Source organism: Aliifodinibius sp. S!AR15-10, assembly GCF_031569985.1.
In the GTDB taxonomy this organism is placed as follows: Bacteria; Bacteroidota; Rhodothermia; order Balneolales; family Balneolaceae; genus JAMQKA01.
In genome coordinates, this window is sequence record NZ_JAMQKA010000034.1 from 20,122 (window position 1) to 45,187 (window position 25,066).

Sequence of the window (25,066 nt, forward strand, 5' to 3'; positions counted from 1 at the left end):
CAGATTTATACCTTCGGTCATCATATGGAATTTTTTCTTAAAAGTAGATGTAGTTAACATTGCTTGACAATTAAGATCACATATTGACTATGAACATTCTAATCAGTGGTGGAACGGGTTTTATCGGTACAGAAATACGAAATAATTTCCTTAAAAAGGGGGATTTTTTAACTATTATCACGCGTTCGCCTGAGAAGTATGCGAGCGAAACAGCGAAAAATCAAGCCTTTATTGACTGGGATTCTGACCTATCGGCAGTCATGGAAGAAGCGGATGTGGTCATTAACCTGGTAGGGGAGAGCATATTCGGAAAGCCGTGGACCGAACAAATCAAGAAAAGACTTTATTCCAGCCGTGTCGACAATACGCGCAAACTGGTGGAGGCCGTTGAGAAGTCCGAAAACCGACCCGAACTGTTTATCTCGGCATCAGGCATCAGCTACTATGGCGACCGAGGGGACGATATCCTGGATGAGAGCGAACCACCCGGCGACCGGTTTCTGCCGCAGCTCTGCGTTGATTGGGAAAAAGCAGCTCAGCCGGTGAAGGGACTGGGCGTACGTCTTGTGATCTTTCGCAATGGCATTGTGCTGGAGAAGGGCGGGGGAGCTTTCCAGTACCTCTATCCATTATTCAAGCTTGGCTTGGGAGGGCCGGTGGGAGACGGCAGCCAGTATTTCCCCTGGGTTCACATGATGGACGTTTGCCGTGTCGTGGAGTTTGTTATTGAAAATGAGGAAGTAGAAGGTATCATGAACCTGGTGTCACCGAATCCGGTAACCATGAAAGAACTGACAGATACGCTGGGAGAGGTGATGCACCGTCCTTCCTTTTTCAGGGCACCGGAATTTGCCGTTCGGTTTATCTTGGGGGAAGCAGCTGATCCACTACTCGACAGCCTGCGCGCTCAGCCCAAAGCCCTGCAGCAGGCGGGATTTGAGTTTAGGTTTAAATCTCTAAAAGAAGCGCTCAGTGATATTGTTTAGCAGTGAACAGAGTACAGTTGATCAGTGTGACAGTGATCATTATTTAAATAATATCTCCGCTGACCTATTTTGGGGCGACTTATGAAGCATAAATCTACCGGAGACACTCGTCAAATTCTCTAAATAGGCATATTCTGCTCACTGCTCACTGCTCACTGTAAATTGTCCAGCAACGCAGGCCTTCGCTGGTTTGCGCTATGAGTTCTTTGTTTCCATCCCCATCCAGGTCTGTGACTACAGGGAACTGCATGCCGCTGGTCGGGAGATCATAAAGGCGTTCGCCGTCACTTACCTGCCAGGCATAGAGCCTGCCAAAACTGGCCAGCGAAATGATATCCTGCACGCCATCACTATTAATATCCGTAACAAAAGGAGAAAAGTTCTGGGCTGCCGGTTGTCCCATGCTCTTGGTCATTCGCAGTTGTCCCTGCTCATTCAGTAGAAAAACTGATCCGTTGCTGCTCATGGTCAGTATCATATTTCCCTGGTAGGTCTGTCCAGCAGACTGTAATGTGAGGGAATGCAGAGACGGGGTACCCATAAGTGCGCTGTTGGATACATAGGCTGCCTCCAGGTTGTTCGACTCTGGTCGATTGCTGTACACATTGATAGAATCTGGGAACATCGGTTCTCCCCCCACGGCGTAGAGATATCCATCGGCCGCCCCGCCTAAAATACTGCTATTGTGAAGCAGGGGCGATCCATTGAGTGAGGCATTGATAAATTTTGGAAAGTCGTTTTTGGGAGATCCATCCTCGTTCCACGCATGTATCGCATTTTCGGAAAAAGCGATGACCCCAATACTTCCCTGGAAGTTGTTTACCACCGGTTTTTCATTGATGACAGCATTGGTCATGACCGGCCACCCGGACATATTATTGCCACGACCATTCAACGCATGAAGCTGCCTGTCGGCCGTAGCCACCAAAGCATCAGGCAGACCATCACGGTCCAGATCCGTGATTGTCAGTGGCGTAGTTATCGTCTCCTCGAGCTCAAAAGGAAATTGCGGTAGCGCCGTGCCACTTTCATTCCACCCGTAAATTTTATTGCCTGCGGCAAGGAGTATCACCTGTTGATCGGTATTATACCAGTCATAAACTACAGGTGACCCCACCGGTTCATCATCTCCAGTATTGGTCTGCATCACTGTAGTACCATCGGAAGCAAGGGCATAAACGCTGCCTGAAGTAGTGGCAAAAACAATTTCATCGCGGGCACTTCCTCTCAAGTCAGCGAGTACAGGTTCCCCGGAAAGCTGGGCACCACCGGCAGGAAAGAACCACTGTTCCTCGTAGGGAATGTCACTTTGCTCTCGGGTATAAGTACGCATCTCAAATGCAAGTTGCTGCTCATCCTGGTTCAGCTGGAAAGACATGGTCAGCTGATTAAACTGTGAAGTGATGGCATTAGCATAGGTGTCGGGATCCAGGTAGGACTGGATAAAATCATAAAAATCAGTATTGGCAAACACGTAACTACTCACTTCCTCCGGCAGGTTACTACGGATATCCATATAGTCTTGGTCATAATAGATTACACGCCGGCGGGTACGATCAGATTGAATTATTTCAGCAAGACCTTTCCGTTTGGATATCACTGCCACCTCACCCGTCAAATCGAGGTAAAAGTCTGTATAACTGCAGAGTTCAGAACCGATCAGCTTAGCCAGGATGCTGCCCTGGACCACAAAAGTACCATCGGGTTTTCGGAGCAGTCCATCTTTAACAAGCTCGTTGAGCTGTTCCTCAAACCCATTCCGGTCATTTAGCTTACGCAGAAACAGGTGCTCACCAGTTGAGAGGAATCCTGATTCCGTATAGGTGACAAGTGAAAATTCGGGGTCGAGAGTACGGGCAAGATCGGCATACCGGGTATTATCTGACATATAAAGGGAATCCAGCTCAGAAGCATTCTCGAGGGAATCGGGGGGAACCAAACGGGGAGGTAACCTGAAGATGGCGAAAGAAGCCGCATTCCCGGAGATATAACGATCAAGTGTAATCGGGGCATTTTCAGATGAAAAAGCATCCACCAACTCAGACCGGTCCGCCTGGGTCAGGGGAACATTTCCGTTGAACTGCAACTCATTCTTCCCACCTTCGGAAGAGAGTTTCTCGACATCCAGTATAACGGGGCCTGTTCCGTTAAATGCATCTTTGATGCCCGGGCGATACTCCACTTTGGTTAACTGTTCCACCCAGTGATCCAGCGAGGGAGTATTTACTATAAGTGATGGGGTCTTGAGTTGTTCAGCGTCTACGGCAATGGAAGGCATCAGGTCAAGATAGGTACGAATTGCATCTTCGATTCCAAGGCTTGATTCTGAAAGCAGAAGCTGGTTGTGCAGTTGGCTTGCATAGACTACCCGATCTTTAACATGCAGTCTGTAAATGGTCCGATCGTGAAAGCTATATTTATTCTGTGTAAAATCCTGGTAAAATGACTGGTGGAGTGTTTCTACAAACCCGTTTGGGGCCTGGATGAGCCACGTTGGTTGCAGCTGCTGATCTACCCCGGGATACAGCACCAGCGCATTGAGTTGGAGGTTGACCGTGGAAAAGGAGTCAATTTCGGAAACGAGCTGGATCGCTGACGATGTAATATCATCAATAAATGGGATATACTCCTGTTCCAGGGCCTGCGTAGGCGTTAAGTTTGTCGAAGGGACAATGACAGCAGGAGTTTTTCCAGGAATAGATTGCAGCCAGTGTTTTTGAGAGAGGTTTTGGCAGGAATAGGTACCCAGGGATGTAAATAGTATGACAACGAAAAGAAAAAACTTCTGCATAAAAAGGAATTAAAAATTCAGTGAAATAATGTTAGGGGATAGCATGTTTTATTTTATAGCTTATACCAACAACGAAAAAAAGTTTCGAAATCATCATTTGCAAATCATGACAGCCCAAAAGTAAGAATTTTAAGATTAAATGAACTTTCTGAACCCATTTTTTTTGCTGGGCGCCCTTGCAGTGGCTGTTCCGGTGGTGATACATCTTATCAACTTACGGCGCCCGCAGAAGGTCTCTTTCTCCACACTCGCCTTTTTTGAAGAGCTCCAGAAAAGTACGATTCGCAAAATTCGTATCAAACAGTATATCCTGCTTGCCCTTCGGGTGCTGGCCGTCCTGATGCTTGCCCTTGCTCTGGCGCGCCCGTTGCTTACTCCTACCCTGGGAGGGGCTGCTGCTGATTCAAATCAACCCAAGTTAGCAGTTTTACTGGTAGATAACAGTCCCAGTATGAGCAGGATAGGTGCGGATGGCCCCTTTTTCGATCAGGCACGCCAGGTCGCCCAGCGCATAGTCGAGAGCTCAAAGAGCAGTGATCGTTTCATTGTGACAGGAACAAATAGCTCGGAACAGGGCCTGCAGATGGTGAATGCGGCCCGTGCGCTCGACCTGCTGGAGGAGGTGGAGATAGCGAATACCGGCAACCATATTAACCAGACGATACAGATGGTGGCCAACCAGCTCAAAAATTCATCAATGCAGAACGGGGTCATCTACCTGTTAACGGACGGACAGAAAAGCCAGCTGGACAATCTGCGGGAGCTGGAAGAGATTGGCCTTGAGGGTACCCGGCAACTGGGTTTACAGGTGATAACACTCGGCTCGTCAAGCCAGCCCAATATCGCCGTTTCTGATGTTCAGCTTCAATCGCGTATGCTCAGCCAGGGTAACCCGGTAGCGCTGCAGGTGGAGATTCAAAATTACGGCGATGCCGGTGCGGCCAACCAATTTGTCTCATTGGAAGTGGAGGGGAATATGGTCGGCCAGTATGAAGTTAATTTGGAACCGGGGGAAACCAGGCAGTTGGGCTTTGAGATTGTGCCTCAAAAAGTGGGCGATATCTCCGGGAAGATTGTAATTGAAGGGGATGAGATCAGTTTTGACAATGAGCGTTTCTTTGTGATTAATATTCCGCAAACCCGCACAGTACTGCTCGTCAATGAAATTGAAGAGGAGGGATCAGAGTTTGTATCCTACCTGCAACCCGCGCTCGAAGCAGCACGGCTCTCCAACACCCAGATTGAGTTTAACCAGCAGGAGTCTGGTGAGGTAGACCAATCAAACTGGATGCAAAATGATGTCATCATTCTTGACGGTCTGCGGGAGGTACCCGAATACTGGTATGAGGATCTGCAGCGATATGTGCAAAATGGCAAAGGCCTTCTGTTTTTCCCATCAGAACAGGGGAATATCGAAAATTATAACAGCTTTCTTGGACTGTTTAATGCCGGACGATTAGCAGGAATCCGGGGAGAGTATGCCAGTTTTAAACCGGTAGCGCGCATTGCAGACCTGCAGGAGGGCCATCCCATACTCGACGGCATATTTGAGAAGGAGGAAGACGAAGATATCCGGGTGGATCTGCCCGAGCTTTTCTTTTATTACCAGTTTGAACAGGCTTCGAGTACAGGTTCTTATACGATTCTTTCTTCGACTACTGATGAAGAAATTCTGGTCGAACAGCGTTTCGGCGATGGCCGCATGCTGGTCTCTACGTTGGGCACCGATCCCGGATGGTCCAACTTTCCGGTTAATGCACTCTTTGCACCTATTTATTATCGTTCAGTATTATATGCTTCTTCATCTGAACAAGGGGGATTGAACAACTATCAGCTGGGCAGTGAATTTGTCTGGAACGGCAGGGTGGAAACACAATCTATAGAACTGTCGCTTGATAGCGTCACTTATAAACCGGAAGTGCAAAATATACCTAACGGTACATCCGTTCGTTATTCAGGACGCGAGTGGGAGCCGGGCATATTACATATTGAAGCCGGCGATCAGCGGCGTCTAGTTGCTGTGAATCAGGATATATCAGAATCAGATTTTCAGTCGTTTACGCAAGAAGAACTTGAAAATTTTTCTGATATCCCCGTAACTATAACAAATGTTTTAAACAAGAATGAGCTCTCGCAAGAAAACCTGGTAACTGAGTTGCAGTCAGCCAGTATGGGCAGAGAAATCTGGAGTTGGTTTATCTGGATCGCGTTGGCCCTTTTAATTGCGGAGACACTCATTTCAAAGCTTTACAGGGCGGAGTCGATAACATGAATGAGTCAGCATTACCAATTGAACCTGGATTTGTAGTTATCCTGCTGGTTGCCATATTTGCTTTTTCAGCAACAATACTGGCTGCTGCTACATTGCTGAATAAAATTCGGCTTCGTAACGTACGCCTGAGCTGGAAAGCAGGCAAGTTAAACGGGTATCCGCTATTTGCCACACTGTTTTTACTATTCAGCATCGGCCTGTTCGGGCTGGCATTCTATAAAGGTTCAACGGCACACTGGATTACATTCATGCTCTACTCCTGGATGAGCGGCGGCTGGTTCGTGAACAGCTATCTTGCCTCAAAACGATATATCACGGACAACGCCATCATCAAAAATATCAACGATCCCTCCCAGTCCATCCAGTGGTACCAGATACGTGACTACCTGGAACAGGATGAAGGCAGCTATCAGAAATACATTTTCCTCTACAGGGAGGATGAAACACCCACCAAAACACAATTTGTAAGATTAGAACTGGATGTGCCTAAAAAGTATCTCGAAAATTTTCGTAAATTATTAGCACATAAACTTGGACGGCAGATTAATTGTTATAATACAGCCAGTTTTGATCTGGAACAATTTAATCTGAAGTAGCAGGTTCAGTTATAATTTTACTTATACCCTAATTCTTTGTTAGAAGACTTACAGAAATCCGACATAATACAAGAAAGATCGCTCTTGGTCGGCGTCTACGGGCCTGAAACCCCGAGAGTGGTAGCTGAAGAATATATTGAAGAGCTCGGTATGCTCACCAAAACAGCGGGAGGCATACCGGTAGACACTATTTTGCAAAACCGAACACACCCCGATCCCTCCACTTATATCGGTAAAGGGAAATTGAGTACCATTCGGCGGATGGTGGGCGAACGGAACCTGGAAACCATCATTTTTGATGATGACCTTTCTCCTACTCAGATCCGTAATGTGGAGAAGGAGACCGAAGCAAAAGTGTTGGACCGCAGTGGCTTGATTCTCGATATTTTTGCCACGAGGGCGAAAACGTCTGCCGCGAAAACGCAGGTTGAACTGGCACAATTGCAATACCTGCTGCCACGCCTCACGCGTTTCTGGACTCACCTTTCGCGCCAGCAGGGTGGTATTGGCACACGTGGACCCGGTGAAACCCAGATCGAAACTGACCGTCGCCTGATTGACAAACGCATTACCACGCTCAAAGACAAGCTGGATAAGTTGGATCAGCAGCGTCAAACCCAGCGCAAGGGGCGCTCAAAGATGAACCGTGTTTCCCTGGTGGGATATACCAATGCCGGGAAATCCACACTGATGAACACCCTTACTGATACCGAGGTGTTGGCGGAAGACCGCCTGTTTGCCACGCTTGACTCCACGGTGCGGCGTTGTAATATCGGGCACCACGAGATATTGCTTTCCGACACTGTCGGGTTTATTCGAAAGCTGCCGCACAATTTGATTGAAAGTTTCAAGTCTACGCTGGATGAAGTGCGCGAAGCAGATATTCTGATTCACCTGGTGGATGCCTCAGCCCTGATGATTGAAGACTATATTGAGGTAGTTGAAGAAACGCTGGCTGATATTGGTGCCAAAGACAAGAAAGGGATTCTTGCCTTTAACAAGATCGACAAGCTGGAACCGCATCGGATTGCAGAGCTTAACTCGGCATATCCCGACGCCATATTTGTTTCGTCCGAACGGGGTATCGGTATCGGGAAGTTAAAAAATAAGATTGAGGAGCTAATTGAAGAGAACTATGTGACCAAAACAATGACTATACCGGTCGCAAAATATGAAGGAGTGGCCTTCCTTCACCGAGAAGCTCACATTCACTCCAAGGAGTATGTAGGGGCTAATGTTGAGATCGAGTTTAGTATTTCAAAAAAAGATTTTATGCGCTTGGAAAATTTACTTGATAATATTGACTCTACCGAATCAGTTGTTTAAATAGAAATAGTAGGTAATTAACAAATGAGGCTGATATGCAGGCAAAAGAAATACTCAATACCGAAATCGCTCCTCTAAGGGGACAGGATACCGTTGCTGAAGCTCTGCATCGGATGGAGGATCTGGATCTGGATTGCCTGCCAATCGTTGATTCGACTACAAGAAAGCTGATCGGCCAAATACGAACTTCAGAATTGCGACGTGTCGAAGACCCCGATGCGATTGTTTCCGACCTCGAACTGGAAGAACCGGTCAAAGTATTTAAACGCCAGCATATTTTTGAAGCGGGTCGGTTGTTGCTTCAGTATGAATTGCAGATTATTTCTGTTGTAGACAGTGAGATAACCTTCAAAGGGGTAATTACCATGCAAAGCATACTTGAGACCTTGCCCGACATGTTGAATCTGGTGGCAAACGGCTCAATTCTGACGATTCAGCTTGAAAAAGTTGATTTGACGCTTTCAGAGATTGTGCATCTGATTGAAGTTGAAGGTGCAAAAATTTTGGGACTTTCAGTCGAGCAGCCCCGGAAAGAAGGTGAACTCTTTAAAGTTTCTATTAAAATTAATCTTCGGGATGCTACCAGGATTACATCAGCACTTCGCCGGCACGATTACGACGTTATAGTTGACGATGCCAGCCGGGATGTCTTCGGTTTCGATATGGAAAACCGGGCTGATGAACTGATGAAATACATCGATATGTAACGATCTTATCTTTCAGACTTACCATTTCTTTAATTCTGGGAACAAAACCCGTATAGTTGGTATATTTTATTAAAGAACCATTAAGTATAAAAAGGAACGAAAAACTGAATGACCTCAATCCGGAATCTTTGTTCGTACTTTCTCATCATAACTTTTTTCCTAATTCCGGTAATTGTATCAGGTCAACAGGTATTTGACTCACCAGAAAATCTGTACCAAAAGGGCGTCAATCTTTTTGACCGAGGACTGTACGAAAAGTCCGCTGGTCTGCTGGACCAGTTTGGGACTGAGTACCCGGATCACAAGCTCAGGAGATCTGCTGAGTTCTACCGGGCACGAGCCCAGGCCAGGCTTGATTCCACTTCGAAAAAACATGCATATGAGGCTTATATAAAGGAATATCCAAATACGGCATTTGCACGGAAGTTATTTTTTGAACTTGCCAATGAGGCTGAAGCGGATAGCAATTTTACTGGCGCACTGAGTTATTATGAGCGTTCACTACAGCACCAGCCAACGGACAAAGAGGCCGCTCAGATCTATTATTGGTTGGCTGAAGCCTCCGTATCCAACGGTAACAACCAGCAGGCACGTAATTATTTTATGCAACTTGCCGACCGTTATCCCGACTCTGAATGGGCCCCCAAAGCGTTGTATTCCCGCGGCCGCCTCTACCTGAGTGACAGTAAGTTTGACTCCTCATCTGTTGCCTTTGAAGTGCTTAAAGACCGATATCCCAATCACGAGATGACCCGCCGCATCGGCACCGCGCTGGGGGAATCGTACTATCAGCAGGGTAAATACAAACAGGCGATTGAGGCATTGCAAAACTCCATGCCCTACTTGGATGATGAGATGCGGTCAAAGGCCGTATACCTGGTTGCGGAAAGTCATAATTACCTGAATAATTTTGATGAAGCGTCGAAGTTTTACCTGCAGTATATAAATATGAACAAGGGTACCGACCGGGTTCGAATAGCCCATTACGGCCTCGGGTGGGTCTACCATAAACAACAAATATACCATTGGGCTGCTGATTCATTTGAAAAAGCGGCACAGGGCGACGATGAAACTGCCCGGAAAGCCCTTTATTACAAAGCGGTCAACGAAAAGCTGGGGGGGCGTTACGACCAGGCGATAGAAACGTTCCGTACGTTTGGTGACCGGTACCAGGAAGGACTCTGGGTGGAAGAAGCTTATTATGAATGGGCGATAACGGCCTACGAGATGGGAATCTATGCAGAGACAATTGAAACCCTGCTTTCTATTGTTAGAGGAGAAGATAACCTTGATTGGGCCGGTAAAGTCTACACCCTGCTTGGAGAAGCCTATTTTGCCAACAAGGAGTATACACGCGCCCTGCAGGCATTTGAGGAGGCTGAACAGCTTACGAATATAGACGATTCTGTGAAACGACAGGCCCGGTTTCAGAAAGCATGGGTTCAATATCGAAATCAGGCGTATGAGCAGGCACAGCCCACGTTTGAGAGTGTGTATAACGAAGCTCCAAATTCTGATCTGGGTGCTGAAGCTCTTTTCTGGAGTGCTGACAGTTATTTCAATATGGGAAGGTTCGGTTCTGCCAGCGACCGTTTTGGGGCCTTTGTAAATCGGTATCCCGAACACGAACTTGCAGGCGCGGCCCGGTATTCGCTGGGATGGAGCTACTTTAACAATGGGGCGTATCAAAATGCGATTGAGCCTTTCAATACGTTTCTTGCCCAATATGAACCACCACCCATCGCCTTGTATCCCTATGATACCGATGCCACGCTGCGCCTTGGTGATTCCTATTACGCCTCGCACCGGTATGAGGACGCAATCGAAACTTACAAGAAATCAATCGGGGCCGAACCGGGCGGTGATTACGCGATGTTCCAGGTGGCTAACAGCTACTACCGTGCGGATCAGACCTATGAAGCAGTAACGACCTTCCGACGACTGCTTCGTATCTATCCCTATAGCCGTTTGCGGGAGCAGGCCCAGTACAACATCGCTTATATCTACCTGAACACGGGCAATTATACCCAGGCGATCAATGAGTTCCGAACCGCAATTAACAAATATCCCAATACCAGCTGGGCAGCGCGTTCCCAGTACAACATCGGGGATGCCTACTACAATGCCGGAGATTTTGAAAAGGCGGTTGAAGCCTATAAAAAAGTACTGGAGGAATATCCGCAGAGTGATTACCTGATTGAGGCGATCAACGGCATCCAATATGCGCAGCTCTCTTCGGGCCAGCAGGATTCCAGCTCGGCTATTCTCGAGGATTTCCTGGGTGACCATCCCCAGAGCACAACGGCCGATCGCCTGCGATACCGGCAGGCAGAAAACCTTTACCAGTCGGGCGATTACCCTGGAGCCATTAATGAATTTCGCCAGTACATCCGGATTACGAATAACCAGGATCTGCTCCCGGAAGCCCATTTTAGTCTGGCTAATGCGTATGAGCAGACCCAAAAAGTGAACCAAGCCATTGAGTCATACCAGACCATTGTCGAAAACTATCCAGATTCCGAACAGCTGGGACCAGCTCTGGTTGCGCTGGCACGCATTTATTTTGATCGCTCGGATTATTCAACCTCGTTTGACTACTACAACAAATTGCTGGAAGAGCGCAAAGATTTCAGTCTGGAAGCGTTGGCGGGCATGGGGAAAACCCAGCTGGCGATGGGTAACGTTGATGCAGCTGAACAGCATTTCAATGCCGCTCTGAAGGTGAACAGCGATTATGATCCCGCAAAGGTGGGGCTCGGGAAGATCGCCCTGCGCAATGGCAACTATTCGGAAGCCACCGATCAGTTTGCATTGGTAGCAGAATCAAATACTACTGAAATTGGTGCTGAAGCACAGTATCTTCTGGGCCAGACTCAACAGCAACAACAGAACTATAATGAAGCCCTGGATGCCTATTCAAATGTCAGCGTTTTGTATGAAGCGTTTGACGAATGGGTAGCAAAAGCGCTGTTGAGAAGTGCTGAATGTCATATCCAGCTGGGTAACACGGGGGAAGCGAGAAGTACTCTCAATTCCATCGTGGAAAATTACCCGGGAATGCAGGAGGCACAGAAGGCGCAACAGATGCTTAATTCAAACTAACCAGATGAACCGAGAGATAGTACCGGCAACTGAACTAAAAGGTACGATAACACCTCCACCTGACAAGTCAATTTCTCACCGATCGGTAATGTTTGCCTCGCTCCACGAGGGCGTATCTACTATTAAAAACTTTTCTGCCGCCGCCGATCCCCACAGCACGATATCCTGTTTCCGGTCTCTGGGGGTAGAGATTGAAGAACAGGGTTCAACCATTACCGTGCACGGTGTGGGACGAGATGGTCTTGAAGAGCCGGAAGAAGATCTTGATTGTGGTAACTCCGGTACGACCATGCGACTGCTTTCCGGTATTGTCGCGGGGGCCGGTATCTCTTGTACACTGGTGGGAGATGAATCTCTTTCTGCCCGGACCATGCGCCGTATTATCGATCCGTTGGAGAAAATGGGGGCCGAGTTTGAAGCACGGCAGGGTGACTATGCACCTCTCAAGATAACGCGCCCCGGATCCTTGATCCCATTACGTTTTGATCTGCCGATCCCAAGTGCCCAGTTAAAATCGTGTGTGCTGCTGGCAGGACTTTTTGGAAATGTGCCAACCCGCGTAATTGAGACGGTCCAAAGTCGCGACCACACCGAACGACTGTTGAAACTCGGCATCCAAAGTGACGGAAATACCAGGATCATTTCCAGCAGCCGGGAGGATGATATCCTTGAGCAGAGCTACAATATACCCGGTGATTTTTCTGCAGCAGCGTTCTGGCTTGCAGCTGGTGCCATCCACGGCAACGCTGAAATTCACTTGCCGGACACTGGCATGAATCCCACGCGCACGGCATTTCTGGATATTCTGCAGGAGATGGGAGCAAATCTCACGATAGGTGAGCAGCGGCAGGAGGGAGCTGAGCCGGTCGCCGATATCACGATAAGCACCAGCAAGCTAAAACCGATTGATATTACTCCGGAACGCGTGCCCAACTGTATCGATGAGCTTCCAATCCTGGCTGTGACAATGCTCTTTGCTGATGGCGTTTCCCGCATTTCCGGTGCTGAAGAACTGCGTCACAAAGAGACCGACCGCCTGATGGCTGTGGCTGAAATGCTGGAGAAAGCCGGGGCGGAGTTCACTGAATATAAAGACGGGCTGGAAATTCACGGGAACCCGGATTTTATTCCCGAACCTGCTACTTACAACAGCTACCACGACCATCGAATTGCGATGTCTGCAGGCGTGCTTTCACTGCTCGCGGATGGGACAAGTTCGGTAAAGGGAGCTGTGTGTACGGCTATCTCGTATCCTTCCTTTTGGGATGATCTGCAACTACTGACGAATTGAATTTTTTCCCACCGATTCGTCCGCAATTCTGACAAATCCCACTGTAACATTTTTTTTTAATGCCAATACGTCATAAAACGGGGATTACTATATCGCTTGGCATTGTGATTGCTCACCATAAGATGAAAATGAACGAGCGAAAAGCTTATGAGTGAATTTGTTATTGATATTGAAAAACAGTTGAACCGACTGGGTAGAGATATCCAAAACCTGGTGGAACGTATTGTTCCGTTGGAAGACAAGGGACATGATTTTACACCGACATGTGATATCATTGAAAGTGAAGAGCATTTTAAACTTCTGCTGGATCTTCCGGGATTATCGAAAAAGGAGATCCACATTGCGTTGAAAGATCATGTGTTGACTGTAAAAGGTGAGCGCGTGGAAGAGTTATCAGACGATGAATCGTACAAAAGGCAGGAACGAAAAAGCGGTGTTTTTTCACGTTCGTTTGCGTTGCCTGAAAACGTAAATGCTGCAGAAACGGAAGCCACGTTCCGAAATGGTGTTTTGACGATCAAGATGCCCAAGTCGGACGTTTTGAAAGACTCAAAATCGATCCCGATTAAGTAAAGGAATTTAGCAGATGGTCAATTGCTGTATACCGGCAATTGGCAGCTGAAATAAGAAAGAATATTGATTAAAAAATTAAACAGTAAACTAAAAACGAAGATTTACCACTATGGGAAAAATTATAGGAATTGACTTAGGTACTACCAACTCCTGCGTTGCGGTAATGGAGGGAAATGAGCCTACAGTTATTCAAAATTCAGAAGGCGGACGTACAACCCCTTCCGTCGTAGCTTTTTCTAAAGAAGGTGAACGGTTGGTTGGTGCGCCGGCAAAACGACAGGCTATTACTAATCCTGAAAAAACGATCTCCTCTATTAAGCGCTTTATGGGCCGTTTTTATGAGGAAGTTAAAGAGGAGTCCAAGCAGGCTTCATATAAAATCGTAAAGGGCGATAATAATACGGCGCGTGTTAAAATTGAAGACCGTACGTACGCCCCGCAGGAAATTTCTGCGATGGTACTGCAAAAAATGAAGCAGACCGCTGAAGAATACCTCGGAGAAAAGGTAACGGAAGCGGTCATAACAGTACCTGCGTACTTTAATGACGCGCAACGAAAAGCTACACAGGAAGCCGGTGAGATTGCCGGGCTCGATGTGAAACGAATTATTAACGAGCCAACGGCTGCTTCTCTGGCATACGGTCTTGACAAGAAAGATCAGGATCAGACCATTGCGGTTTATGACCTCGGTGGCGGTACATTCGACGTGTCTGTTCTTGAGCTTGGAGACGGTGTGTTTGAAGTAAAATCGACACACGGTGACACTCACCTCGGTGGAGACGACTTCGACTCCCGCCTTATCGATCACCTTGCCAAGGAATTTAAGAAGGATGAGGGCATCGATCTGCGCGAAGATCCGATGGCGATGCAGCGACTGAAAGATGCTGCTGAAAAGGCCAAAATTGAGCTTTCAAGCTCACAGAAAACCAACGTAAACCTGCCGTTTATCACGGCTACCGATTCTGGGCCCAAGCACCTGAATATTGACATCACGCGGGCCAAGTTTGAGCAACTGATTGATGATCTTATTCAGAAAACAATCGATCCCTGCCAGAAGTCACTGGATGATGCCGGGTTGACCAAAAGCGAAATTGACCAGGTGATCCTGGTTGGTGGTTCAACCCGGATTCCGAAGATCCAGGAAGTTGTGAAGAACTTCTTTGGCAAGGATCCAAGCAAGGGTGTAAATCCTGATGAGGTTGTTGCTATCGGTGCTGCGATCCAGGGTGGTGTAATGTCTGGCGACGTTGACGATGTTGTACTGCTTGATGTTACCCCGCTGACGCTCGGTATTGAAACTTTGGGCGGTGTGTCTACCAAGCTTATTGAATCAAACACTACCATCCCGACCAGCAAGACGGAGACATTCTCTACGGCTGCTGACAACCAGACCAGCGTTGAGATCCACGTACTGCAGGGTGAACGAGCGAAGGCACAGGACAACCGCACGCTCGGACGCTTCCATCTCGATGGCATTCCACCCGCACCGCGCGGCGTGCCACAAATTGAAGTTACCTTCGATATAGACGCCAACGGTGTGCTCAATGTAAGTGCAAAAGACAAAGGCACCGGCAAAGAGCAGAGCATCCGCATCGAATCTTCTTCCGGACTTTCCGAAGAGGAGATCGAAAAGATGAAGCAGGATGCCGAAGAGCATGCTGAAGAGGATGAACGCATCCGTGAACGCACTGAGAAGCTCAACGAAGCTGACAGCCTGGTATTCTCAACACGTAAACAGGTTGAAGAGCATGGCGACAAGATCTCAGATGCCAACAAGGAGAAAATTGAAGAAGCTGCTGAAAAAGTAGAAAAGCTCCGTAAAGAAGAGAACATGGAAGAGCTCGAAACAGCCATGGAAGAACTCAACGAAGCATGGAATGAAGCTTCTCAAGAGATCTATCAGGCTGCTCAACAAGAAGCAGGCGGACCTGGAGCTGCTGGTGCAGGTCCCGGAGCCGCTGGAGCAGCAGGAGCCGCAGCAGGCGGACCTGGAAACGGGCAAACGGAAGATTCTGCTGACGAAGGTGAGGACGCCGTTGATGCTGACTTCGAAGTTGTCGACGAAGACGATGATGAGAAGTAAGTAGCAAAATTGATCTACAAAGTAACTCGAGCCCTGGATTCTTTCGCTAAGAGGATCCAGGGCTTTTTATTTTATTGGGTATTACGATATGCGTATTTTGGCACAGCTTTATGTAAATACGCAATACGAAACATGGATTATTATGAATATCCTGGGCATTGAATCCTCCTGTGATGAAACAGCAGCGGCTGTCTATACTGATGAGGGGCTCAAATCAAACATAGTCGCCTCACAAGCCGTCCATGAGCAGTTCGGAGGGGTTGTCCCCGAGCTGGCTTCCCGCGCCCACCACAAGACGATTTGGCGAACGGTAAGCCAGGCCCTTTATGAAGCGGATACCGAACTGGATACAATAGATGCGATTGCCGTAACCCAGGGACCCGGTTTGATGGGCGCACTACTGGTTGGCCTCTGTTTTTCTAAAGGGTTGGCACTCTCACGTGGGATAAAACTTATCGGCGTGAACCACATGGACGCCCATATCTATGCCAACTTTATTGAAGAGAAGCCCCAATATCCATTTGTAGCACTGACTGTCTCAGGTGGCCACACACATTTAATCCATGTAACAGCACCATTTGAACATAAAATGCTGGGACAGACGCGTGATGATGCCGCCGGAGAGGCGTTCGACAAGATCGGCAAGATTCTAGGTCTGCCTTATCCTGCCGGTCCGATTATTGATGAAAAATCCAGTGAGGGGGATCCTAACTTTCATGACTTTCCCCAGGCGATGATGGATGGTGGATTCGAGTTCAGTTTTTCCGGACTCAAAACCTCTGTGCTTTACTACCTCGAGGACAAGGATGATAAATTTGTTGAAAAGCATATGAATGACATCTGTGCCAGTGTATCACGCGCTATCACCGATGTTCTAACTAAAAAACTAAAATGGGCCGTAAAAAAAACAGGAGTTGACACCATTCTGTTGGCAGGAGGGGTGTCAGCCAATTCGATGTTACGGGCTAAAACAGAAGAACTGGCCAATGATAAGAGTCTTCAACTCTATATCCCCAGGATAGAATTTTGTACCGATAATGCTGCTATGATTGCCATCACGGGCCATATGATGGCTGAGAGGGGCGAATTTTCTGATATGAATCTCAAACCGTTTGCACAGCTTAGTCATGGGACATGAGTCTTGAGTCCTGAGCAAAAAAACAGCTGTATCGTGAGGTTCGTCCTGCGAAAAGAATGAGATAGCGAGCTAAAGCTCGCTGTACAACCCAGGCTCAAAACTCAAGATTAACATCTCATGACTCATGATTCTATTGATACTGTTTTGAGGCTTCCACGGCCAGCCCGTCTACGTGATTGTTTCGCTCGTCATCGGCATGCCCCTTTACCTTGGTCCATGTGACATCGTGGGGTTTCATCGCCTTTAGCATCTCTTTCCAAAGATCCTGGTTTTCTACCGGCTTTTTGTTGGATTTTTTCCAGCCACGCTTGATCCAGCTGCCAACCCAATTCTGTTTAAAAGCATTGATGATAAGAGCGCTGTCACTGCGTATTTCAACTCTGCAGGGTCGGGTGAGTGCTTTCAATGCCTCTATGATGGCACGCATCTCCATACGGTTGTTTGTCGTATCAGGTTCGCCGCCCGATATTTCCTTTTCCTTTCCATTCCATGAAAGCAGGGCAGCCCAGCCGCCCGGACCTGGATTTCCACTGCAGGCCCCGTCAGTATAAATCAGAACGGATGGCTTTTTCTTCTTACTCATAGCGTTGGGTAATTGGCATTAGCCGTTGGCGGTATGATTTAACTTTTTCTAATACGGCCCGTTCCCATTTACGGTCATCGCCACCGGCAAAAAGAATGCTTCTGCTGGATGAGATGAGTGGGGCACCCGTGTGGTTATGAAGCACATTTTTCAGCTCCTCAATGCTGCCACCTTGACTGCCAACACCAGGAATTAGGAGCGGGGCCGAGGAATGTTTTTCCAATACCGGACCCAATTCACGGGGCTTTGTGGCACCCACGACCATGCCAAGTGCAGCATCACTTTTGGACTGAAATTCGTTCATTTTGGTAGCAATGTATTCAGCCATGGTCGCAAAACCGTTAAAAGGTTTTGTCAAAAAGTCACTTGCCCCGGGATTTGAGGTCAGAGTGAGGACATACAGTCCCTTGCCGGGAAATTTGAAATAGGGGGCCAGCGTCTCAAATCCCATCAGCGGGTTGAGCGTAATAGCATCCATATCATATATATCAAAAAATGCCTCGCGGTAGTGTCGGGCCGTAGAATCGATGTCTCCCCGCTTGGCATCCCCGATAACGATCTTGCCTTCCGGTATTGAATTAATGACTTCATGAAAAACTTCGAGGCCACCATCCCCCAGGGCTTCAAAGAAAGCCAAGTTTGGTTTGTAGGCGGCACAGTATGGCGCTGTTATCTCTACGACTTTGGTAAGGAATTGGGTTACCCGTTCATTATCATCCGGAACCTCATCACTCAAATAATCCGGAAACAGGTCAAGGTGAGGATCTAGCCCTACACAGAGGCAGGAGTGTGATTCTGAAATAGCTTTTTGTAACTTTTTAGCGTAGTTCATAATGCCGTGAAGATACCAACTAATTTGCAAGGCAAAAATAAAAATCACGACTGAAATCCCCTTACAAAATATGATTTGAAACAAGCGTTATGAAGAAATGAATTGGGGCGGGAATTTGTAAATATATACCAGATGTGAGACTTAAAAAGTATAGGTGTAATGGTTATATTCCGCCGAATTTAAAAAAGAAATAAGAATCAGCAATGAATTGGTTTGAGGAATGGTTCGACAGTCCACTGTATGAGAAGCTGTATGCGAACCGTGACGAGGAGGAAGCCCGTCAGCTAATAGATCTGTTGGAAAAAACGCTTAACCTAAGTGGGTGTTCTGAGATCCTTGATTTGGGATGCGGCAGAGGTCGGCATGCCATTAGCCTGGCCGAACAAGGATACAAAGTAACCGGTATTGATCTTTCGGAAGAGGCGATAAAAACAGCACGGGAAAAAGCTGAAGCAAGAGGGCTGGATATTCATTTTCAGGTACGTGATATGCGGAATCCACTACCCCGGAAATTTGATGCTATTGTAAATCTTTTTACAACGTTTGGATATTTTACTAATGACAAACAAAATTCACGGGTGCTTGACAGCATTGTAGAGATGCTGGATATGGGGGGAATGTTTGTGTTGGACTATATGAACTCCCAAAAGGTGGCAAAGACATACCAGTCACTGGATCACGGAAACTTCAGAGACATAGATTTCAAGGTAAACCGCTATATCGACAACGGGGCTATTATCAAGGATATCAAGTTTACCGGTGGGCCCATTGAGGATTCTAAAGAGTATACTGAGCACGTCAAATTGTACGATCTGGACTGGTTCAAGAAACAATTTGCCAAGAGAGGTTTGCAAATTGACCATCTTTATGGAGACTATCACGGCAATCCCTATGATCCGGAAACAAGCCCCCGCCTGATGATCGTCAGCCATCTTGAATGATGTGAGACGTGAAAAGGGAGACGGCAGGGAAAATGTTAGGCGTTAAGTAACATTATCCCATACGCGTTGTTTGACCACAAATAAAGCTAAGCGAGCTCCCCGGTAAAAAGACTTATTTCACGTCTTCACATCTGTTGTCTCACTTATATTAACCTGAGTTCGGGATAAAAAAAGTCATTGCGAGGGATTCGGTGACCATCGGGAGCAATCCCGTGGCAATCTCCTAATCCTAATAGTATGAATAAAAAACGGACGGGGAGATCGCCGCGTCGAACTCATCGTTAAGCCAAAAAGGGGAACAAAGCCTCCTCGCGATGACAGTTATGATTATTGTGATCCTTACATCGAACTGACGTTATATTATATTACAACACTGTTTCAGCAAAGACCTCTTCCGCACCGTGAGGTGGGTTCTCCAGTGTCCAGGTTTCGAAATAAAATTGACGCTCCGAACTCACGCGTTTGTTGTTTATGCTGAAGAAACGAAACGAATCACAGACCAGCTCTTTTAGTGGATAGAAAAGCTCTTCGTAGATATTCTCCATAGAAAAAAGGTGCAGGTCAAATCCGTGATGTGCTTTTTCTTTGTAGAGTACCAACAGCCCTTCTTTTAGCGCTTCGCTTAGCTCTTCCTTGAAGTGCCCAACATTGGAATTTCGGTCTACGTGCAGATCAGGGGGATTAAATTCAATGTCATCCTCCTCGCTGATCAGGATCGCCTCACCAACATCGATCTGCTCCAGTGCTTCACCCAGACTTGCAGTGGCACCGTAAGCCGTAATAAATTTTTTATCGTGGAATATATTCTCAAGACATAACAGAAGCTCGTTATTATGCTCGAGGATGTTGAGGCCGAATTTCTCCTCTTCCAAACGGGTACCTGTCAGGTAAAATTTTGAATAGGTGGGATCCGGTTTCATAAAATCCTCAATCGAGGGGCCCGTCTCGGGATTTCGGCTCGTGTGTCGTTCCTGCAGTTTATCAAGTCGAAGGTCGTGTTCGAAAAAGAGTTTGAATATATCCATATGAGATACCTCTGTTTTACGCTCTATCTCATTAGTGAAGCTGTGCTATGCACAAGTATTTAACTCGGAAAATACGAAATACGCAGAACGCAATAAATTATAAATAAAAAAGCCTCACTGTGATTAAGCAGCGAGGCTCCTTAGAAATACTACGATGTCGTTTTAGATCATGGTAGCAATTACCAGTGCTACGACCGACATCAGCTTAATGAGAATATTGAGTGAAGGTCCCGAGGTATCTTTGAAGGGGTCGCCTACTGTGTCTCCAACGACGGATGCTTTGTGAGCATCGGAGCCCTTGCCAAGCTTTTGGCCATTATACTCAAATCCTTCCTCAATCATTTTCTTGGCATTATCCCAGGCACCACCAGCGTTGGATTGAAACAGCGCCATCAGTACACCGGCAGAGGTTACACCAGCCAGCAGTCCACCGAGCATTTCTGGCCCACCAATGAATCCAAAGGCAACAGGCACCACAACAGCAAGCACGCCCGGTGCCACCATCTCACGGATGGAAGCCGTAGTCGAAATAGCCACACATTTTTCATATTCAGCCTTTCCTTCCGCAGCTTCAAACGTCTTGCGATCTTCTGCAGACCAGTTTTCGAGCTTGATGCCTTTATTTTTATTCATGGCATCGAGCCCGGCGCGAAGCTCGGGAATATCGTTGAACTGGCGGCGGACTTCCTCAATCATCGACATCGCGGCTCGTCCCACAGCTTTCATCGATAAAGCAGAGAACAAGAAAGGGAGCATCGCGCCAATAAAGAGTGCCGCCATGACAGTGGGCTCGGTCACGTCGATACCCGAAAGGGCAACATCGTGCGTAGCATTATAAGAGGTAATAAATGCTGCAAAGAGAGCCAGGGCTGTCAGAGCTGCGGATCCAATCGCAAATCCTTTACCAATGGCGGCCGTGGTGTTTCCAACCGCATCCAGCTTGTCGGTGCGTTCGCGTACCTCACTGGGGAGTTCAGACATTTCGGCAATACCACCGGCGTTGTCAGAGATCGGACCGTATGCGTCAACGGCCAGCTGAATTCCGGTGTTGGAGAGCATTCCTACAGCGGCAATTGCAATTCCATAGAGGCCTGCAAAGTGGTAGGCACCAATAATGGAGGCCGCAATAATAATAATCGGGATTGCTGTTGACATCAGACCTACGCCAACACCGGCAATAATATTTGTTGCAGAACCGGTGACCGACTGCTTTACGATAGAGATTACAGGCTTGGTTCCGGTCCCGGTGTAGTGTTCAGTGATAAGCCCGATGAGCAGCCCGGCCGCAAGACCAAAAATCGTAGCCCAGAACACACCGCTCGGCGTGTATTCAATTCCGTTGAACGTCCAGCTTGCGGGCAGCATCCAGTGGATCAGTATCCAGGAGGCAACCAGCATAACGGCCGCGGAAATAAATTCACCAATATTCAGGGCCGATTGCGGATTGCCACCCTCTTTAACTCGAACAAAAAATGTTCCCAAGATAGAGGTTAGAATCCCCGTGCCGGCCAGTACAAGCGGCAGAAGTACAGCAGAAAGGCCACTAAAATTATCGGCCCATTCCGGGTTTGCCATGAAAGCAGCGCCCAAAACCATGGTACCAATGATTGAACCTACGTATGATTCAAAAAGATCGGCACCCATTCCTGCAACATCACCTACATTGTCACCGACATTATCCGCAATAGTGGCGGGGTTCAACGGGTGATCTTCAGGGATTCCCGCTTCTACTTTTCCTACAAGGTCGGCCCCAACATCAGCGGCCTTGGTATAGATGCCGCCGCCCACACGAGCAAAAAGGGCAATGGAGGAAGCACCGAATGAAAAGCCGGTAACGACTGCCAGAACCTTGTTAACATCAGCAGCAGTACCCGTACCAAACATATCACTAAAGATCAGGAACAAGACACCGAGACCAAGAACACCGAGCCCCACTACACCGAGACCCATAACGGAACCACCGGCAAATGCAATATTAAGTCCTTGCCCCAAACCAGTTCGGGCAGCATGGGTTGTACGAACATTAGCCTTTGTTGCCACCCGCATACCGATAAAACCGGCTAATCCTGAACATAAAGCGCCTACCACAAACGACACGGATATTAACCAGTGCGATGTTTGTGAATTGGCCGTGATGCCCAGCAGGATGGCCACGCAGATAACAAAGATGGAAAGCACTTTGTATTCTGCTTTTAAAAAAGCCATTGCCCCCCGCTGTATGTGTTCGCTTATTTTTGACATTTTGGCGGTTCCGGGTTCTTGCTTGCCGACCCATGAGGATTTCAGGGCGGTATACAGCAGCGCAATAACCCCGGCTGCAAGAACTAAGTAGGTGATTAGTGTAGTCATGTGAAGGGTTTAGGTTTCTGAAAGTTAGAGTTATAGATTAATTGTAATCATTCATCGCGGTATCAATCCCGTGATCCACAAAGGCAAAAGCGGCTTCACAGGCGTGATGTAATGTCTGATCAATCTCTTTTTGTTCACTTTTAGAAAATTTGGAGAGGACAAAATCTACCTGGTTCCCGTCCATAAAGTCATTCCCAATACCAATTCTCAGACGTGGAAACCCATCAGTCCCTAGTTTTTTTATGATATCTTTAATCCCGTTGTGTCCGCCTGCACTCCCCTTTGGTCGCATCCGTATTTTCCCCACCGGAAGATTCAGGTCGTCATAGCATACCAAGCAATCTGCGGCATCGAGTTTATACCAGTTAAGCACCTGCTGAACAGCATCACCGCTTCTGTTCATGTATGTAGTCGGCTTGACCAGTAGCAGCTTTTCGCCGTGATAACGCACATCCCCGATATAAAAAGGGCCCTTGCCAGGCCCAAGTTTGACAGATAATTTCTCCGCCAATAAATCAATGACCTCATACCCGATATTGTGGCGGGTGCCGACATATTTCCTGCCGGGATTGCCTAAGCCAACAATTACAGGCATGGGGTCATTATATAATTAATTTTTTGAGAAGAAGGAAATGTTATTCTGGCGCTTCTTCGTCGCCTTCCTCTTCTTCGCCTTCTGCCGGCTCTTCTCCTTCTTCGAGTTCACCTTCAACAGGCTCTTCTCCTTCTTCGAGCTCTTCTTCTGGTTCTTCTTCGGTAACAAGTGTAGAAGTGAGCAGAGCTTCGGATTTTGGAGGTACGATTGTTACGATCGTCCTGCTGGCCTCTTCGAGGGCTTCAAGGCCTTCGAGGTCTAGATCGCCAACGTGGACCGAATCCCCAATCGCCAGTTCCGAAATATCAATCGTGTATTCCCCTGGAATCTGGTCGGGATAGGTGCGGATTCGCAGGATGTGCAGTGGTTGAAATACGCGGCCGCCGCCATCGGTAACCCCGATCGCGCTCCCGGTAAGGCTGACAGGCACGCTGAGAGTCACCTTGTGGTCATCATCCAGCACATAGAAGTCGGCGTGTACCGCACGGTCAGATACCGGGTGAAAATCAGTGGTCTTAAGCAGTGTTTTATACGTCGTGCCATCGATTTCAAGCTCGATGATCTGACGTTTTCGTTTTGAAAGAATTTTTTCAAGCTCAAGTTCATCAACAGAGAAGTGAACATTCTCTTCAACTTCCGGTCCGTAGAGGACGGCGGGGACTCTCATAGAATCGCGAAGGGCATCTGCCACCTTACGTCCGGTTTCTCTTACTTTTCCTTCTAGGGTAACTACTTTTGGCGTTATCATAATTTTAACAATTGAATTTAGTCATCAAATAGAACACTAATGCTGTCATTGGTATGGATACGCTGTATCGCTTCAGCAAAAATACCCGCTACGCTCAGAACCCGGATTTTGTCCGAGGGGCGTTGAAGCGGAACCGTATCGGTAACCAATAACTCATCAATAGGTGAATCATCAATGCGCTGGTACGCGGGCCCTGACAAAATGGGATGCGTACACGTAGCGATTATATTTAAAGCTCCTCGTTCCTTTAATGCCGCTGCGGCATTTGTCAACGTGCCGGCAGTATCGATCAGGTCATCAACAATCAATACATTTTTATTTTCCACTTCGCCGACAATATTCATCACTTCGGCTACATTGGCTTTGGGTCTTCGTTTATCAATAAAGGCAAGCCTTGCCCCAATGCGTTTCGCATACGAGCGCGACATCTTCAGGCTTCCGACATCCGGTGCAACAACAACCAGGTTTTCGATCGGATTCTCCTTAAAATGATCGATAAAAAGCCTGCTCGCGTACAAGTGATCCATCGGGATATCAAAAAAGCCCTGAATTTGGGCTGCGTGAAGATCCATAGTCAAAACACGGTCGGCGCCGGCCTCGCTCAGCAGGTTGGCCATCAGCTTTGAAGCGATGGAAACCCGTGGGCGGTCCTTGCGATCCTGCCTGGCATAGCCAAAATAGGGGATCACGGCTGTGACCCTCTTGGCCGAAGCCCGCTTTGCCGCATCGAGCATCATCAATAATTCAATAATATTGTCGCCCGGTGGGGGCGTGGATTGAACCACAAAAATATCCTCTCCACGGATACTCTGTTCATACTTCACATAGAGCTCGCCATCCGAAAACGGCTTGATTGTTACTTCTCCAAGTGATGTGCCATAATGTTCGGCAATAGCCCGAGCTAGCGCCAGGTTACTGCGGCCGGCAAATATGGCTAGAGGTGTATCCAACGAGGCTATGCAATCAGTGGTTCAAAATAAAAGAAAAGGATGGCTTTACAGTCATCCTTTCAAAGAGTTTCGATCTAGTTTGTTGCCCGGGGAGGACTCGAACCCCCACTGACGGTACCAAAAACCGCTGTCCTGCCATTAGACGACCGGGCAATGTCGTTTTCAAGAGATTCAGATG

The 25,066-nt window shown here is 47.5% G+C and carries 19 protein-coding genes and 1 tRNA gene; 11 read left to right on the forward strand and 9 right to left on the reverse strand.

Annotated elements, in window-relative coordinates; all coding sequences use genetic code 11:
• The first annotated feature begins 89 nt into the window (after nucleotides 1-89).
• Nucleotides 90-986: a TIGR01777 family oxidoreductase gene (locus NC796_RS18370; RefSeq protein ID WP_310686539.1), complete on the forward strand. Its 897-nt coding sequence runs from the start codon at nucleotides 90-92 to the stop codon at nucleotides 984-986.
• Between the two features lie 145 nt (nucleotides 987-1,131).
• Here NC796_RS18370 and NC796_RS18375 read toward each other — a convergent pair whose 3' ends face one another.
• A complete protein-coding gene (locus tag NC796_RS18375) occupies nucleotides 1,132-3,777 on the reverse strand; it encodes a VCBS repeat-containing protein (RefSeq protein ID WP_310686541.1) in 2,646 nt (881 codons plus the stop codon).
• A gap of 139 nt (nucleotides 3,778-3,916) precedes the next feature.
• On the opposite strand from NC796_RS18375, the gene NC796_RS18380 reads away from it, so the two are divergent.
• The 9 genes from NC796_RS18380 (at nucleotide 3,917) to tsaD (ending at nucleotide 16,865) form a co-directional block, all read left to right on the forward strand.
• Nucleotides 3,917-6,049, forward strand: a complete 2,133-nt coding sequence (locus NC796_RS18380) for a BatA domain-containing protein (protein WP_310686542.1) — start codon at nucleotides 3,917-3,919, stop codon at nucleotides 6,047-6,049.
• On the forward strand, nucleotides 6,046-6,645 hold the full coding sequence (locus tag NC796_RS18385) for a hypothetical protein (protein WP_310686544.1): 600 nt from the start codon (nucleotides 6,046-6,048) through the stop codon (nucleotides 6,643-6,645). The genes NC796_RS18380 and NC796_RS18385 overlap by 4 nt, the downstream gene beginning before the upstream one ends.
• A gap of 36 nt (nucleotides 6,646-6,681) precedes the next feature.
• On the forward strand, nucleotides 6,682-7,971 hold the full coding sequence (gene hflX / locus NC796_RS18390) for a GTPase HflX (protein ID WP_310686545.1): 1,290 nt from the start codon (nucleotides 6,682-6,684) through the stop codon (nucleotides 7,969-7,971).
• A gap of 35 nt (nucleotides 7,972-8,006) precedes the next feature.
• Nucleotides 8,007-8,678 (forward strand): CBS domain-containing protein, encoded by a 672-nt coding sequence (locus NC796_RS18395; RefSeq protein WP_310686547.1) that lies wholly within the window; start codon nucleotides 8,007-8,009, stop codon nucleotides 8,676-8,678.
• Between the two features lie 108 nt (nucleotides 8,679-8,786).
• Complete coding sequence (locus NC796_RS18400) at nucleotides 8,787-11,780, forward strand: tetratricopeptide repeat protein (protein WP_310686549.1); 2,994 nt, start codon at nucleotides 8,787-8,789, stop codon at nucleotides 11,778-11,780.
• A 4-nt stretch (nucleotides 11,781-11,784) separates the two neighbouring features.
• Entirely contained in the window at nucleotides 11,785-13,071 is a 1,287-nt protein-coding gene (aroA, locus tag NC796_RS18405) for a 3-phosphoshikimate 1-carboxyvinyltransferase (protein ID WP_310686551.1), read from the forward strand.
• A 147-nt stretch (nucleotides 13,072-13,218) separates the two neighbouring features.
• Nucleotides 13,219-13,644, forward strand: a complete 426-nt coding sequence (locus tag NC796_RS18410; RefSeq protein ID WP_310686553.1) for an Hsp20/alpha crystallin family protein — start codon at nucleotides 13,219-13,221, stop codon at nucleotides 13,642-13,644.
• Nucleotides 13,645-13,753: 109 nt separating this feature from the next.
• Nucleotides 13,754-15,727 (forward strand): molecular chaperone DnaK, encoded by a 1,974-nt coding sequence (gene dnaK / locus NC796_RS18415; RefSeq protein ID WP_310686554.1) that lies wholly within the window; start codon nucleotides 13,754-13,756, stop codon nucleotides 15,725-15,727.
• 88 nt (nucleotides 15,728-15,815) lie between these two features.
• On the forward strand, nucleotides 15,816-16,865 hold the full coding sequence (gene tsaD / locus NC796_RS18420) for a tRNA (adenosine(37)-N6)-threonylcarbamoyltransferase complex transferase subunit TsaD (protein ID WP_310686556.1): 1,050 nt from the start codon (nucleotides 15,816-15,818) through the stop codon (nucleotides 16,863-16,865).
• A gap of 130 nt (nucleotides 16,866-16,995) precedes the next feature.
• Here the strand turns inward: tsaD and rnhA are convergent, their stop codons facing one another.
• Both rnhA and pyrF read right to left on the reverse strand, forming a co-directional pair.
• On the reverse strand, nucleotides 16,996-17,448 hold the full coding sequence (rnhA, locus tag NC796_RS18425; RefSeq protein WP_310686558.1) for a ribonuclease HI: 453 nt from the start codon (nucleotides 17,446-17,448) through the stop codon (nucleotides 16,996-16,998).
• Nucleotides 17,441-18,280, reverse strand: coding sequence for an orotidine-5'-phosphate decarboxylase (gene pyrF, locus NC796_RS18430; RefSeq protein ID WP_310686560.1), 840 nt, complete (start codon nucleotides 18,278-18,280; stop codon nucleotides 17,441-17,443). The genes rnhA and pyrF overlap by 8 nt, the downstream gene beginning before the upstream one ends.
• 203 nt (nucleotides 18,281-18,483) lie before the next feature.
• Between pyrF and NC796_RS18435 the strand changes: the two genes are divergently transcribed.
• Nucleotides 18,484-19,221 (forward strand): class I SAM-dependent methyltransferase, encoded by a 738-nt coding sequence (locus NC796_RS18435; protein WP_310686561.1) that lies wholly within the window; start codon nucleotides 18,484-18,486, stop codon nucleotides 19,219-19,221.
• A 365-nt stretch (nucleotides 19,222-19,586) separates the two neighbouring features.
• Here the strand turns inward: NC796_RS18435 and NC796_RS18440 are convergent, their stop codons facing one another.
• From NC796_RS18440 to NC796_RS18465, 6 genes are all read right to left on the reverse strand, one after another.
• The gene (locus NC796_RS18440) at nucleotides 19,587-20,246 is read right to left on the reverse strand and encodes a hypothetical protein (RefSeq protein ID WP_310686563.1); all 660 of its coding nucleotides are present in this window, start codon (nucleotides 20,244-20,246) and stop codon (nucleotides 19,587-19,589) included.
• A 162-nt stretch (nucleotides 20,247-20,408) separates the two neighbouring features.
• Nucleotides 20,409-22,595 (reverse strand): sodium-translocating pyrophosphatase, encoded by a 2,187-nt coding sequence (locus tag NC796_RS18445; protein ID WP_310686564.1) that lies wholly within the window; start codon nucleotides 22,593-22,595, stop codon nucleotides 20,409-20,411.
• Between the two features lie 37 nt (nucleotides 22,596-22,632).
• The gene (gene pth / locus NC796_RS18450) at nucleotides 22,633-23,190 is read right to left on the reverse strand and encodes an aminoacyl-tRNA hydrolase (RefSeq protein WP_310686566.1); all 558 of its coding nucleotides are present in this window, start codon (nucleotides 23,188-23,190) and stop codon (nucleotides 22,633-22,635) included.
• Between the two features lie 40 nt (nucleotides 23,191-23,230).
• The gene (locus NC796_RS18455) at nucleotides 23,231-23,938 is read right to left on the reverse strand and encodes a 50S ribosomal protein L25 (RefSeq protein ID WP_310686567.1); all 708 of its coding nucleotides are present in this window, start codon (nucleotides 23,936-23,938) and stop codon (nucleotides 23,231-23,233) included.
• A 17-nt stretch (nucleotides 23,939-23,955) separates the two neighbouring features.
• A complete protein-coding gene (locus NC796_RS18460) occupies nucleotides 23,956-24,888 on the reverse strand; it encodes a ribose-phosphate pyrophosphokinase (RefSeq protein WP_310686569.1) in 933 nt (310 codons plus the stop codon).
• Nucleotides 24,889-24,970: 82 nt separating this feature from the next.
• Nucleotides 24,971-25,041 (reverse strand) — tRNA-Gln (locus NC796_RS18465).
• Nucleotides 25,042-25,066: the final 25 nt, after the last annotated feature.